This is a genomic window from Arthrobacter koreensis (assembly GCF_035792275.1).
Taxonomy (GTDB): domain Bacteria; phylum Actinomycetota; class Actinomycetes; order Actinomycetales; family Micrococcaceae; genus Arthrobacter_B; species Arthrobacter_B koreensis_A.
This window is the reverse complement of sequence record NZ_JAMWKK010000001.1, coordinates 83,434-96,867: the sequence shown is the minus strand read 5'-3', so window position 1 is coordinate 96,867 and position 13,434 is coordinate 83,434. Positions and strand designations below refer to the sequence as shown.

12 protein-coding genes and 1 tRNA gene are annotated in these 13,434 nt (G+C 66.1%); 8 read left to right on the top strand and 5 right to left on the bottom strand.

Annotated features, from left to right (window positions below; translation table 11 throughout):
* The first annotated feature begins 254 nt into the window (after positions 1-254).
* The 3 genes from pstS to NGB94_RS00440 all read left to right on the top strand — a co-directional run bounded on the left by pstS (position 255) and on the right by NGB94_RS00440 (position 3,318).
* Positions 255-1,370, top strand: coding sequence for a phosphate ABC transporter substrate-binding protein PstS (gene pstS, locus NGB94_RS00450; protein WP_325788273.1), 1,116 nt, complete (start codon positions 255-257; stop codon positions 1,368-1,370).
* A 168-nt stretch (positions 1,371-1,538) separates the two neighbouring features.
* Positions 1,539-1,739, top strand: a complete 201-nt coding sequence (locus tag NGB94_RS00445) for a hypothetical protein (protein WP_325788272.1) — start codon at positions 1,539-1,541, stop codon at positions 1,737-1,739.
* A 97-nt stretch (positions 1,740-1,836) separates the two neighbouring features.
* Complete coding sequence (locus tag NGB94_RS00440) at positions 1,837-3,318, top strand: mannitol dehydrogenase family protein (protein WP_325788270.1); 1,482 nt, start codon at positions 1,837-1,839, stop codon at positions 3,316-3,318.
* Here the strand turns inward: NGB94_RS00440 and NGB94_RS00435 are convergent.
* Positions 3,259-3,753: a hypothetical protein gene (locus NGB94_RS00435; protein ID WP_325788268.1), complete on the bottom strand. Its 495-nt coding sequence runs from the start codon at positions 3,751-3,753 to the stop codon at positions 3,259-3,261. The genes NGB94_RS00440 and NGB94_RS00435 overlap by 60 nt on opposite strands.
* 8 nt (positions 3,754-3,761) lie before the next feature.
* The gene (locus NGB94_RS00430; RefSeq protein ID WP_325788267.1) at positions 3,762-5,675 is read right to left on the bottom strand and encodes a primary-amine oxidase; all 1,914 of its coding nucleotides are present in this window, start codon (positions 5,673-5,675) and stop codon (positions 3,762-3,764) included.
* A 146-nt stretch (positions 5,676-5,821) separates the two neighbouring features.
* Between NGB94_RS00430 and NGB94_RS00425 the strand changes: the two genes are divergently transcribed.
* Positions 5,822-6,421, top strand: coding sequence for a TetR/AcrR family transcriptional regulator (locus tag NGB94_RS00425; RefSeq protein ID WP_418910583.1), 600 nt, complete (start codon positions 5,822-5,824; stop codon positions 6,419-6,421).
* Here NGB94_RS00425 and NGB94_RS00420 read toward each other — a convergent pair.
* From NGB94_RS00420 to NGB94_RS00410, 3 genes are all read right to left on the bottom strand, one after another.
* On the bottom strand, positions 6,418-7,812 hold the full coding sequence (locus NGB94_RS00420; protein WP_325788265.1) for an APC family permease: 1,395 nt from the start codon (positions 7,810-7,812) through the stop codon (positions 6,418-6,420). The two genes, NGB94_RS00425 and NGB94_RS00420, sit on opposite strands and share 4 nt — an antisense overlap.
* Before the next feature lie 156 nt (positions 7,813-7,968).
* A tRNA-Met gene (locus NGB94_RS00415) sits at positions 7,969-8,045 on the bottom strand.
* A gap of 79 nt (positions 8,046-8,124) precedes the next feature.
* Positions 8,125-8,982 (bottom strand): sugar-binding transcriptional regulator, encoded by an 858-nt coding sequence (locus NGB94_RS00410; protein WP_325788264.1) that lies wholly within the window; start codon positions 8,980-8,982, stop codon positions 8,125-8,127.
* Between the two features lie 195 nt (positions 8,983-9,177).
* On the opposite strand from NGB94_RS00410, the gene NGB94_RS00405 reads away from it, so the two are divergent.
* From NGB94_RS00405 to NGB94_RS00390, 4 genes are read left to right on the top strand one after another with little or no spacing between them, the layout of a single operon-like run.
* A complete protein-coding gene (locus tag NGB94_RS00405) occupies positions 9,178-10,551 on the top strand; it encodes a sugar ABC transporter substrate-binding protein (protein ID WP_325788262.1) in 1,374 nt (457 codons plus the stop codon).
* Positions 10,548-11,492, top strand: a complete 945-nt coding sequence (locus NGB94_RS00400; RefSeq protein WP_091600989.1) for a carbohydrate ABC transporter permease — start codon at positions 10,548-10,550, stop codon at positions 11,490-11,492. The genes NGB94_RS00405 and NGB94_RS00400 overlap by 4 nt, the downstream gene beginning before the upstream one ends.
* Before the next feature lie 2 nt (positions 11,493-11,494).
* Positions 11,495-12,385: a carbohydrate ABC transporter permease gene (locus NGB94_RS00395; protein WP_325788260.1), complete on the top strand. Its 891-nt coding sequence runs from the start codon at positions 11,495-11,497 to the stop codon at positions 12,383-12,385.
* Complete coding sequence (locus tag NGB94_RS00390) at positions 12,382-13,395, top strand: NAD(P)-dependent alcohol dehydrogenase (protein WP_325788258.1); 1,014 nt, start codon at positions 12,382-12,384, stop codon at positions 13,393-13,395. The genes NGB94_RS00395 and NGB94_RS00390 overlap by 4 nt, the downstream gene beginning before the upstream one ends.
* Positions 13,396-13,434: the final 39 nt, after the last annotated feature.

Below are 13,434 nucleotides of genomic sequence, written 5' to 3'. Positions count from 1 at the left end.
CCTCGGGGCGGGGACCGCGCTGCCGGGTGCCTGTTCGGCAAACCGGTCCGCAGCGGTCCGCGGTCCGGCCCATCTTTCCACCCGGGCCCTGCTCGGCCAAGGGTGGGCCGTGCTCCCAGTTGGCGGTGGGGACTAATCGGCGGCTAGCCTTGAACTGGTGGCGGTACCGCCGTGCCCGGTGGGCGCAGCAAGCCGCCCGCCCAACGCCGTTATCGCCGGTTAGCCCCAAGAACAGCCCCTAAAGGAGCACCTTCGTGCGCACTTCCCGTCCACTTCGCGCCCTGGCAGTCACCGCAGCCGCAGCGCTGGCGCTGACCGCCTGCGGTTCCGACTATCCCCTGGGTGAGGAACAGCGCGAAGCGGCCGAGAACAGCACATCCACGCTCTCCGGCATCATTTCCGGCTCCGGGTCCACGGCCCAGGGCCCGGCCATGGACGCCTGGATTGGCGGGTTCCGGGTGCTGCATCCCAAGGTGCAGGTCCAGTACTCCCCGGACGGCTCCGGCGCCGGGCGCAACGCCCTGCTGGCAGGTGCGGTGGACTTCGCCGGCTCCGACGCCTACCTGCAGGACGAGGAACTGGACGAAGCGCGCGAGGTGTGCGGACCCGGCGGCGCCCTGGACATTCCCGCCTACATCTCACCGATTGCGGTGGCCTTCAACCTGCCCGGGATCGAGTCCCTGAACATGGATGCAGCCACGATCGCCAGGATCTTCCGCGGCGAGATCGAGTACTGGAACGACCCGGCCATCGCCGGCCAGAACCCCGGCGTAGACCTCCCGCAGACCCGGGTCACGCCCGTCAGCCGGGCGGACGATTCCGGCACGACGGAAAACTTCACCGAGTACCTGCATGAAGCTGCCCCCGAAGCCTGGCCGGATGCCCCCTCAGGCTCCTGGCCCGGCGGACTGGGCGGCGAAAACGCGCAGGGCAGCGCCGGCGTTATCAGCACCGTCACGCGGACCGAAGGCACCGTTGCCTACTCGGATGACTCCGTGGTGGACGATTCCCTCGGCACCGTGAACCTCAAGGTGGGTGACGAGTACGTTCCGATCAGTGCCGAGGCCGCCTCTATCGCCGTCGAGCAGGCCTCGCGGGTGCCCGGCCGCAGCTCCCACGACATCGCCCTGCACCTGGACCGGACGACCACCGCTCCCGGAGCGTATCCGCTGGTGCTGATCTCCTACCAGATCTTCTGCAGCGGCTACGAAGATGCCAACACTGTGGAGCTGGTGAAGACCTTCGGGCAGTTCGTGATCAGCCCGGAAGGCCAGCAGGCTTCGGCCGACGCAGCAAAGTCGGCGCCGATTCCCCAGAGCCTCGCGGAGGACGCGAAGGCAGCGGTCGAGAGCATCACCACCCTTCCCTAGCTGCCGCCCGCTACCCGGTTCCAGGCCTCGGACTGCCGTCTGACAAGGACTTTTGTTCTGTGCCGGGATTTTCCCTGACTGCCTTCTGCCGCGGTCTTCACGGCACCCCTTGCGCCCTTCGAAGGCCGGTGGCACCGTGGACCTACCGCGACGGAAAGGGGGCAGGGGATGCAACCCATCAGGATCGAAAGATGGTGGCCGTATCTCGACACGACGGCCAAGCAGTGGCTTCGGGAGAACCTTCGGCAGGACGGAATTCCGCCCAAGGTCCAGGACCGGATCGCGGAGGCCGGCGGCCCCGTGATTGATCCCATCCTTGATGTCCGGGACTGGGACTTCATTGCCACGCAGTCCGAACTGGTCGATTAGGCCTGCCGCACGCCCGGGTTTGCTCATTTGAGTGGAACTGCGTTGCTCACATGATAAATTGAGCCGCACCTATCCGCTCGTCCCACAGGTGTGACCCATGAGCAAACTGAAGACCGAGTCCCTGGCCGGCCTGACCAAGGCCCTTGCCGTTCCGACCTACGACCGTTCCGCCGTAAGCACCGGCATAGTCCACTTTGGGGTGGGCGGCTTCCACCGCGCCCACCAGGCCATGTACCTGGACCGGCTGATGAATGCCGGCAAGGCCCTGGACTGGGGTATCTGCGGGGTGGGGGTGCTTCCGCAGGACGCGGCGATGAAATCCGTCATGGACGCCCAGGACTGCCTGTACACGCTGGTGCTCAAGAACCCGGACGGCACACGCGAAGGCCGCGTCATCGGCTCCATCATTGAATACCTGCTGGCGCCGGAGGACCCGGAAGCTGTCATCGAAAAGATGGCCTCCCCGCAGACCCGGATCGTCTCCCTGACCATCACGGAAGGCGGCTACAACTTCCACCACGTCACCGGAGAGTTCGACGCCGGCAACCCGGCAGTGCAGGCCGACCTGGCTCCCGGAGCGGTTCCGGCAACCGTCTTCGGGCTGGTCACGGAGGCGCTGGCCCGGCGCCGGGCGGCGGGCGTACCGCCGTTCACCGTGATGTCCTGCGACAACATCCAGGGCAACGGCGATGTGGCCCGCCGGATGTTTACCGCGTTCGCCGGCCTCCGCGACCCGGAACTGGGGGAGTGGATGCGCGCGAATGTTGCCTTCCCCAATTCAATGGTGGACCGGATCACCCCGGTCACCACGGACGCAGACCGGGACATGGTGGCAGCGGACTTCGGTATCGAGGACGCCTGGCCGGTGGTCAGCGAAGACTTTGAGCAGTGGGTCCTGGAGGATCATTTCCCGCAGGGCCGCCCGCCCTTCGAAGACGCCGGCGTGCAGGTGGTGGACGACGTCGAGCCCTATGAACTCATGAAACTGCGCCTGCTCAACGCGAGCCACCAGGGCCTGTGCTACTTCGGCTACCTGGCCGGCTACCGCTACGCCCACGAAGTCTGCCAGGACCCGGTGTTCGCCCGGTTCCTGCTGGACTACATGGAGCGGGAGGCTACGCCCACCCTGAAACCGCTGCCCGGGGTGGACCTGGATGAATACCGGCACAAGCTGATCGAACGCTTCTCCAACGAATACGTCCGGGACACCCTGGCCCGGCTCTGTGCGGAAAGTTCGGACCGGATTCCCAAATGGCTGCTGCCGGTGATCCGCGAGAACCTCGACGCCGGCGGGGAGATCCACCGCTCGGCAGCCATCGTGGCCAGCTGGGCACGCTACGCCGAGGGAGCGGATGAGCAGGGCGCGGCGATCGACGTCGTCGACCGGCTGCGTGAACCCCTGATGGCTGCCGCAGCGCGCAACCGGGAAGATCCGCTGGCTTTCATCTCCCAGCCTGAGCTCTTCGGCAACCTGGCTTCCAATGAGCGCTTCATCCAGGCCTATACGCAGGCGCTGGCCTCACTGCACGACGCCGGCTCCCGCGCCACGGTTGAAGGGCTTGCCGCTGAGGGGGCCTGACGGGTCCGGGTGCCGGTAGCCCGGCAGCCGCAGCCGGGCAACCAGGGTGGCAGCCGTCAGCGCTGCCGCCAGTTCCAGGGCAAGAACCAGCAGCATTCCCGTGTCCCCGGAAGCGGAGCCCGTGCTGGCCTGCCCGGTGTGCCCGGCATGGCCTCCGCCCAGGCCTCCCGCCAGCAGGAGCGCGGCATGGATTCCCGCCATGGACAGGCCGGAACCCATCATCATGCGCGCCTCCCCGGCGTCCGGAGCACGCCACAGGCGGAGTGCGCAGTACAGGCAGGCAGCGGCCATGAGGACCATGGCCGTGCCCAGGAACCAGCCGTGGCCCTGGAACAGGAGAAGGTGCACGGCTGCGTTAAGTACCGCGAGTCCGGCACAGGCCCGGCCATGCAGCCGCAGGGCAGCGCTGCGGGCGGGCGCTGTGCCGGAACGCATGCCGCTGCCTAGCTGTGGCAGTGGCCGCCGGCAGCGGGGGTGCTGGCGGGAACATCCAGCACCGGGCTGCGGTCAAAGAATCCGTCCGGACGCAGCTTGAACCCCGCGGTGTCCACCGGCATGATCGGCCAGTCCTCCACGCGCGGGTAATGGGTGAGCCCGAAGGTGTGCCAGAGCACTATGTGTTCGCCGTCGATATCCCGGTCCTGGGCGATGTACTCCGGAAGGCCGGCACCGCCTGAATGCTGGTTGACGAAGTCGCCGGTGGGGTAGCGCTCGTCTTCGGCATAGCGGGTCACCCACAGGTCCCTGGTGGCGAACGCTGCGCGCTTTGCCACCGAGGATTCAGGATCTGCCAGCAGCATCGGCTGTCCTTCGGGCAGCAGCTTGTAGGCCACCGGGTCGCCCAGCCGGTTCAGCGAGTTGGGATTCGAGATGTGCCAGGTGCGGCCGGTCCCGGAATTGGCACTGCGGACTGCCTCCGACTCGCGGGAAAGGAGAGTGCGTCTGCGGGTGAAGGCGTTTCCGCGCTCGTTGCCCGGACCCATGGGTACGCGGACGGCTTCCTCTTCCTCTACCCGGTTGGTGGTGCCGTCCAGGGCCATCTCCAGCCGTGCACTGAAGAGGTGCTGGTGGAACGGCGCGCCGAGCCCTGGAGCGAGTTCGGTGGCGTACGGGTAGTCCTTGCCGGGGTATGCGCTGGTGAAGACGATGCCCGTAGCCTTCGCCTCGAATTCGATCGTGCCGTCGAGGTAGAGGTACCAGTAGAACCCGTAGTCGTAGTTGCCCACGGTGGTGAAGAAGGAGATGACCAGGCGCCGGTTGCGCCGGGTGTAATTCACGCCGCTCCACAGGTCGGAGTGTTTGGCGAGGATGGACCAGTCCTCCTCATGCATGCAGATCCCGTTGCGAATGGTCCGCGGATTGCCGAAACCGTCAGCGATGACCGGGCTCAGGTAGGTGATCTCGCCAAGGCAGTCACAGCCGAGCTCAAGTGAGTTCGCGTACTGGCCCACAAGGTATTCGCCGGTATCGAAGTAGTTCTGCCAGGACCGCACCGGGGAGGGGTCGCCGTAGGGAACCACCATTTCCGCGATCGAGGCGCGGTTAATGATGGTCCGGGTGCGGTCCTGGTCCCGGAAGGCCAGATTGTGCAGGACAACGCCCTCGCGGACGTCGAAGCCAACGTCCAGGCTCCACTTCTCCCACTCCACGTGGTTGCCGTCCGTGACGGTAAACGACGGGCCTTCGGGCTGGGTGATGACGATCGGTTTCTGCGATGTGCGCAGCTCTCCGGTCAGTTCCGGGTCGGTGTAGTTGCCGTGCTCCCCGGGAACCGGGACTGCACCGAAATCCAGTACCTGGTCAACGGTCTTGCTGGTCACGTCCACGTAGGCCACGAGTCCGTCAATCGGATGCGCCCAGGCGCTGTCTTCGGGGAAATTCTGCAGGAAAGCCAGTCCGCGCAGGATACGGCGGCCCTTTTCTTCCGGGTATTCAAAGACGCCTGCGGACAGCGGAGCCACGCGTACCTTTTCAACCTCCAGTCCGCGGCGTTCAAGGGCGGCAAGCCAGTCGGGATTCGTGGCAAGGATCTGTTCGACCACCTCGAATTCCTCTTCCAGCACGGGCAGCTCACCGGTGACGGAGGTGTCCAGTTCCACGACAGAGAGGACTTCGCCGCGCGTTGTGGAAACAACCACGTCCTTGGGCGCGCCGCCGGCAGTGTCCAGCAGGAAGGCACGGAACCGGCGTTCGGGGGAGGCCTGCTGCCTGGGAGCGTCGAGCAGGCCCAGATAGGCGAAGCGCGTGGTTTCAACCACCAGGCCGGCGTCGGCCAGGATGCCGCGCACGGCCGTAATCTCCTCTGCCGAGGCCAGGGCGTATGCAGACGCTGCTGCGTCCGTGGTGGCTGTACTCATGTGCGCTCCTAGACTTGTCTGTTTTTCTATGAACGTAGAGAATAAACACAAAGTAAGCTGGATCACAAGGGTTTCGCGCAATGCGGACGCACGGGTGCCGGCAGGCAAGCCGGCGGCACAGCCGTGCGGCGTGGGGGGATGGAAAAGTGCCAAAGGTGGTTGACCACGAGGCCCGCCGGGTGGACCTGGTGAGGGCAACCTGGCGGATTGTTGCCCGCGAAGGGCTGGCCAGGGCGACGATGCGCAGCATCGCCGAAGAGGCAGGCTTTGCGAATGGCGCGCTCAAGCCGTACTTTGCCTCAAAATCCGATCTTCTCGCCTATGCCTTCGGTTACGTCTTCGACCAGACGAACGCCAGGATCCGGGAGGCCGTGTCCGGCCACCGCGGAATTGCTGCCCTGCGTGCTTTTGGCAGTGAAGTCCTGCCGCTGGATGAGGAGCGGCTCGATGAGGCCCGGATCGTGCTTCCGTTTTGGCAGGAGGCTCTTCATGATCCGCTCAGGGCGCAGGTGCATGCGGCATCCATGCAGCAGTGGCGCAGTGCCCTGCTGACGCATCTGGGCGAAGCTGCCGCGGACGGGGAACTGCGCGCAGGGGTGGATGCGGACAGGGCTGCGGGTTCCCTGCTTAATTTCCTGCTGGGCGCACAGGTGAGCGCGGCCCTGATGCCCGCGGATGCCGGTCCGCGGGCACTGGCAGGCCAGTTGGAGGACTGGCTCGCCGCGCTCACCCTCGGTGAGGATTAAGGCCTGGACACAGGTTCGCCCAGCTGTGCTTCTTCCGCCGGCTGCGGCCGGCGCGGGAGGAAGGCCGCTGCGGCGAAGACCAGCACCAGGGCTGCACCCCAGATGACGGCGGCGAGGTTGCCGCCCACGAGGAACGGGAAGTTCCAGAGGGAAAGCGCCAGCACTCCGAGCAGGCCGATCCCGCCAGCCACGGCCGCCGCCCGCACCGCGCCGGGAGCGGACACGCCGCGCGTACCGAAGCTGACGATCGCGAAGCTGGTCAGGGTCATCATGACGATCACGCCGATGGCCCCGGCACCGGAGTACCAGGTGTAGATCTCCAGTACCGGATCCAGCTGGGCCAAGGCGGAGACCAGCACGACGGCGGCGGTCACGCCGGTCACCCAGAAGGATGCACGCGAGGGTGCGCCGTGGGCCGGGTGGACGGCCGCCAGGCCTGCCGGCAGCACCCCGCGCTGGCCCAGGGTGAACAGGTAGCGCGAGACGATGTTGTGGAAGGCCAGCATGCAGGCGAACATGCTTGTCACCACGAGGACCTGGACGATGTCCGTCATAATCGGGGCGAGGATCTCCCCGGCGAAGCCGACCACCACGCTGTCGGGGCTGTCCGTTGCCAGGGCCACGGCGTTGCCGGCCCCGAGGCCGCTGATGATCAGCCAGGAGGAGAGGATGTACAGCGCGCCGATGGAGAGCACCGCGATGTAGGTGGCCCGGGGGACTGTGCGCTCCGGATCCCTGGCCTCGTTGCGGAACACCGCCGTCGCCTCGAAGCCGAAGAAACCGAGGAAGGCGAACAGCAGGCCCAGCCCCGGCGCACCTGACATGGCTTCGGCCGGGCTGAACGGGACGGAAGTGAGGTCACGGCCGGAGAAGAGGACACCGAGGTCGATGGCCAGGACAGCAGCAACTTCAAGGACGAGGACGGTGCCCAGCACCTTGGCGGAAAGGTTGATGTCCCGGTAGCCCAGGAAGCCGACGACGGCGATCATGGCAGCCGAGATCGCCCACCAGGGAACCTGGGCTCCGGACCAGAGCTCAATCAGGTTGCCCGCCTGCACGCCCAGATAGCAGGTCATCGAGACCGTGAGGAGGACGTAGGCGAAGAGCGCCAGTCCTGCGGTGCCCAGCCCGGCCCGGCGGCCGAGCCCCCGGTCAACGTAGGAGTAGAAAGCACCGGCGTCCGGCACGTGAGGGGTCATCCAGGCGTAGCCGACCGAGAACAGCAGCAGTATGGCCGTGGCGGCCAGCACCATCAGGGGCATCCCGACTGATTCGGACACGGTGAGGATGAGGGGGAAGTTGGCCGCGACAACGGTGATGGGGGCCGCAGCGGCGACGACCATCAGGACGATTCCGGGCACGCCAAGCCTGCGGGTGAGAGTGGTTTTCAACGGTTTCCTTAGCTCTGTGGCCGATCTATCTCCAACCAGCACAGAGCCGATATTAGTAAAACCGCCGGATCCCGCCCTTCATAAGCGTGTCACACACGGCATCAGGGGAAACAAAAAGGTCCCGGTCCGGCGAACCGGATCAGGACCTTTTTATATTGGTTGCGGGGGCAAGATTTGAACTTGCGACCTCTGGGTTATGAGCCCAGCGAGCTACCGAACTGCTCCACCCCGCGGCGTGCTTAGAACTCTACCGTACGCTTGCCGGGTGGACTAATCGCGTGGTCCCCGTCACTTGTTTCCGCCGGGACTGCCTTACTGGCCGGAGAGGGCTACGGCCAGGTCCTCGTCGACCAGCAGGGTGGTGACGAACCCCGCGGCGAGCACTGCGCGCACGGCGTCGGCGCGGGCGGCTCCCTGCGCCACGGCCACCACCTTCGGGGTGTTCTGCAGCTGGGAAAGGCTCACCGCCAGCACCCGCTCATCCAGTTCGGAGCGCACCGGCCGGCCTTCGGCGTCGATCAGGCGCCCGGAGCATTCGGCCACCGCGCCGGCTTTTGCGGCTTCGAGCTTCAAATGGTTGTCCACGCGGTTCCAGACCGTGGACAGCCCGGGCATCCAGGCCCCGACAGCCACCACCGCGGCGTCCAGCGAACTGGCCTTGGCAAGGGTGTCCCCGATTTCCGCCTGGCGGCGCAGGCTCTGGGCGGTCAGGGCGTTTTCAACAACCAGCGGTGCCCACAGCGGCCAGGTGGCAACGCCGTCGTGCCGGCCCAGGTTCTGGATGAGCTCCAGGGAGTTGCCGCTGCCGGGAACCGGCAGGGCGCCGGCCAGCTGAACGATGTTGCACTGCGGCAGGTCCGTGACATAACGGGCTGCCAGATCCAGGGTGCGGGACCAGGAAACGCCAATATTCGCGCCCGGGGCAGCGGCCGCCATGATCTCCGCCGCAGCCTGCTGGGCCATGGCTTCGCGGGTGGCCCGGTCATCCGCTCCGGTCGGGCTGATGCGGACCCGTTCGACGCCGAGGGACGCGGCGAGCCGTGCCGGTGCCAGGTCTGCGGCTGCTTCCGGGAAGCGGACGTCGATGCGCACTATTCCCAGAGCCCGCGCTTCATCCAGCAGGCGTGCGACCTGGAAGCGCGAAATGCCGTAGTCCCGCGCGATGTCCACCTTGGAGTGGTTGTTCAGGTAATAATCCCGGCCAATCCTGGCCAGCAGCTCCTCGTGGGAGGCACCTGTTCCGGTAATGATTCCGCCCTCCCTGTTACCGAATGAGCACTGCGTTGTTGCTCATTTGAGTCTATATGACTAGAGTCACTCCCCAAATGAGCGCACGCAAAAATCTCAAATGAGCAAGGATGACGTATGAGATCAGAACGCAGACAGCGGCGGCACCGGCGCGCACGGCAGGCGGCCGCTGCTGCGGCGGCAGCAGCGCTGGTCCTCACGGGTTGTGGCGGCAGCAGTGCCGACGGCCGCCAGGAGATTGTGGTGGCGATCGTTTCCAACCCGCAGATGACGGACGCCATCTCCCTGCAGGACCAATTCAAGGAAGAGCACCCGAACGTCGACGTCCGGTTCGTGTCCCTGCCGGAGAACGAGGCGCGGGCCAAGATCACTGCCTCCGTCGCCACCGGCGGCGGGGAGTTCGACGTCGTGATGGTGTCCAACTATGAAACGCCCATGTGGGCGGAAAACGGCTGGCTGACCAACCTGCAGGACTACGCGGACAACACCCAGGGGTATGACCCGGATGACTTCATCCCCAACATCCGCGAGGCGCTCAGCTACGAGGACGATCTCTACTCCGTGCCGTTCTATGGCGAATCAGCCTTCCTCGCCTACCGCCAGGACCTCTTTGAGGAAGCCGGACTGACCATGCCGGAACAGCCCACCTGGGCCGATATTGCCGGGTTTGCCGAGAGGCTGCACAATCCGGACGACGGCTTCTCCGGCATCTGCCTGCGCGGACTCGCCGGCTGGGGCGAGGTCATGGCCCCGCTGACCACCATGATCAACACTTACGGCGGCAGCTGGTTCGATGAGGACTGGAACGCCACCCTGGACAGCCCCGAGGTGAAAGCTGCCGTCACCGACTACGTTGACCTGATCCGGAATTCCGGCCAGCCGGGCGCGGCCACCAGCGGTTACGGCGACTGCCTGACCCGTTACAGCCAGGGCAATGCGGCCATGTGGTTCGATGCAACCGCCATGGTTTCCACCGTGGAAGATCCGGACTCCTCGCTGGTAGTGGGCAAGACCGCCTACGCCCCGGCGCCGGTGGAGAAAACCGACTCTGCGGGCTGGCTGTACAGCTGGTCACTGGCCATTCCCTCCACCAGCGAGGAAAAGGACGCCGCCTGGGACTTCATCTCCTGGATGACGGACAAGGACTTCATTGAACTGGTGGGGGAGGAAATCAGCTGGGAACGGGTTCCCCCGGGCAGCAGGCTCTCCACCTATGAAATCCCCGAATACGCCGAAGTGGCCCAGGCCTACGCCGAACCCACGCTCTCCGCGATGGCCGGAGCCTCGCAGGAAACGTCCATGACGGGCGGCGTGCCGTATCCCGGGCTCCAGTTTGTGGGCATCCCCGAGTTCCAGGACCTCGGCACCCGGGTGGCACAGCAGATCTCCGCTGCCATCGCGGGCCAGAAGACCGTCGAGGAAGCGCTGGAGCAGTCCCAGCGCTATGCAGAAACCGTCGCCGAGAGCTACCAGGCAGGAGAGAGCCGATGACCACCCTGGTAGAGCGGCACAACGCGAAGGCGCGCCGCGACGTCGAAAAGCGGCAGTCCGGCGGCATGTCCCGGGCGGAGGGGTGGCGGCGGCGCGGACCGCTGCTGCCGGCGCTGATCTTCACGATCATCGTCACCCAGGTCCCGTTCCTGTTCACCATCTGGTACTCGCTGCAGAACTGGAACCTGCTCAACCCCGACGGCGACCGGTTCGTCTGGTTCTCCAACTACGTGGAGATCTTCGCCGATTCAACGTTCCGGCAGGCGGCCCTGAACAGCGTCATCTTCACCCTGGGCTGTGTCTTCTTCGCCATGATCCTGGGCATCATTTTCGCCCTGCTCCTGGACCGCTCCTTCGCAGGCCGCGGGATCGTGCGGACCCTGCTCATCACACCGTTCCTGATCATGCCGGTAGCGGGTTCGCTGCTGTGGTCCGTTTCCATCCTCAACCCCAGCTACGGCCTGCTGAACTGGCTGATTGGGCTGGTGGGCATTTCGCCGGTGGACTGGACCTCCGCCCATCCGATCGCCTCGATCCTGATGTCCCTGGTGTGGCAGTGGACGCCGTTCATGATGCTGCTGGTCCTGGCCGGACTGCAGGCCCAGCCCAAGGACGTCCTGGAGGCCGCACAGGTGGACGGTGCCGGCTGGTGGCGCACCTTCTTCTCCGTCACCCTCCCGCAGCTGCGCCGCTACATTGAGCTGGGCGTGCTGCTCGGGGCGATCTACGTGGTGAACACGTTCGACCAGATCTACCTGATGACCGCAGGCGGTCCCGGTACTGCCAGCGCCAACCTGCCCTTCTACATCTACCAGCGGGCCTTCCTCGGCTTCGATATCGGACAGGCCGCAGCCATGGGCGTGGTGGTGGTGATCGCCACGATCATTGTGGCCACCTTCGCCCTCCGCCTGATCTTCCGCAGCTTCGACACAAAGGACTAGCCGTGGCCACCCAGACACAGCCGGCTCCGGCCGAACGCACCCCCGCCGCTGCCGCCGCCCCGCCGCAAAGGCGCAAACCCAAGCCGCGCGCCGGAGCGTCGCTGCTGACCGTCTTCACCTGGATCATTGCCATTGGGTTTTTCTCCCCGGTGCTCTGGATGGTGCTGACCTCCTTCAAGCAGGAATCAGCGGCCGCCTCCAACCCGCCGTCGTTCTTCTTCACCCCCACCCTGGACCAGTACCGGGCGGTGCTGGATGCCGGTGCCGGTACCTACTTCCTCAACTCGGTCATCGCCACCGGCGTCTCCACCCTGCTGGTGGTCATCCTGGCGGTGCCCGCGTCCTACGCCCTCAGCATCCGGCCGGTGAAACGGACCCAGGATGTGCTGTTCTTCTTCATCTCCACGAAGATGCTGCCGGTCGTCGCCGTGATCATGCCGATCTACGTCATTGCCGGACAGCTGAAGGTCCTGGACAACGTCTGGACGCTGGTTGTGCTCTACACGTCGATGAACCTGCCCATCGCCGTGTGGATGATGCGGTCCTTCTTCCAGGAAGTTCCGTCCGAAGTGCTGGAGGCGGCACAGATGGACGGCGCCGGACTCATCAAGACGCTGTGGCGGGTGCTGATGCCCATGGTGGCGCCCGGGCTGGCCGCCACGGCACTGATCTGCGTGATCTTCGCCTGGAACGAGTTCTTCTTCGCCCTGAACCTCACGGCCGCCAAGTCGGCCACCGTGCCGGTCTTCCTGGTCTCCCAGATGACCAGTGAGGGCCTGTACCTGGCGCAGCTCTCCGCGGCCTCGGTGCTCGCATCGCTGCCGGTGGTCCTGGCAGGCTGGGTGGCGCAGAAGCAGCTGGTCCGCGGCCTGTCGATGGGAGCCGTCAAGTGAGCGCCGGCGAGTCCATGTCCGTCTCCGTGCTGGACGGGCCGGGCAAGCTGCGGCTGGAGGAACGGCCCGTGCCCACCCCCGGGCCCGGGGAGGTCCTGGTGCGGATCACCTCGGTGGGAGTCTGCGGATCGGACACACATTACTTCCAGGAGGGACGGATCGGCAGCTTTGTGGTGGAAGCTCCGCTGGTCCTGGGCCATGAGGCCTCCGGCCGGATCGAAGCAGCGGGCAGCGGCGTCGACCCGGCCCTGGTGGGGCAGCGGGTCTCGCTGGAGCCGGGCATTCCGCAGCCATACTCGAAGCAGACACTGGCCGGGCACTACAACCTCGATCCTGATGTGCGCTTCTTCGCCACCCCGCCGGTGGACGGCGCCTTCGCCGAATATGTGGTGCATCCGGCGGCGTTCGCCCACCCTGTCTCGGGTCAGCTCTCCGATGATGCGGCCGCCCTGCTGGAACCGCTGAGCGTGGCGCTCGCCGCCCGCGCGGCAGGGGAAGTGCAGCTGGGGGACAAGGTGCTCATTGCCGGTGCCGGTCCGATCGGCCTGCTCGTCTCCGCCGTCTGTGCGCTCGCGGGCGCCGACGTCACCGTCACCGATGTCCGCGCTGAACGGCTGGCGGCCGCCGCGCGGTACGGCGCCGCCCATACCTTCACAACCGCAGACGCACCGGAACCCGTACCCGAATACCAGGTCTTCATTGACGCCACCGGGGCTGAACGGGCCGTTCTGTCCGGCATGCAGCGGCTGGCTCCGCGCGGACGGTGCGTCCTGGTGGGTATGGGTGCGGACACCATCGCGCTGCCCGTTCCGCTGGTGCAGGGCCGGGAACTGCGCATCACGGGCACCTTCCGCTACGCCAACACCTGGCCGCTGGCCATTTCCATTGCGGAAAAAGGCCTGGTGGACCTGGATGGGCTGGTCACTTCGCAGCACGGGCTCGACGACGTCGGGGCGGCCCTGGTTGCCGGCGCCCGGGAGGGTGCGCTGAAGGCCGTCGTGCACCCCTGAGGTTATTCAACAAAGGGAGAAAAATGATGACTTTCCCCC

Bases quoted from the DNA above. Each gene is read 5' to 3' on its own strand.
- NGB94_RS00430 (WP_325788267.1), bottom strand. From the start codon at position 5,675: ATGAGTACAGCCACCACGGACGCAGCAGCGTCTGCATACGCCCTGGCC.
- NGB94_RS00435 (WP_325788268.1), bottom strand. From the start codon at position 3,753: ATGCGTTCCGGCACAGCGCCCGCCCGCAGCGCTGCCCTGCGGCTGCAT.
- NGB94_RS00400 (WP_091600989.1), top strand. From the start codon at position 10,548: ATGACCACCCTGGTAGAGCGGCACAACGCGAAGGCGCGCCGCGACGTC.
- NGB94_RS00405 (WP_325788262.1), top strand. From the start codon at position 9,178: ATGAGATCAGAACGCAGACAGCGGCGGCACCGGCGCGCACGGCAGGCG.
- NGB94_RS00445 (WP_325788272.1), top strand. From the start codon at position 1,539: ATGCAACCCATCAGGATCGAAAGATGGTGGCCGTATCTCGACACGACG.
- NGB94_RS00440 (WP_325788270.1), top strand. From the start codon at position 1,837: ATGAGCAAACTGAAGACCGAGTCCCTGGCCGGCCTGACCAAGGCCCTT.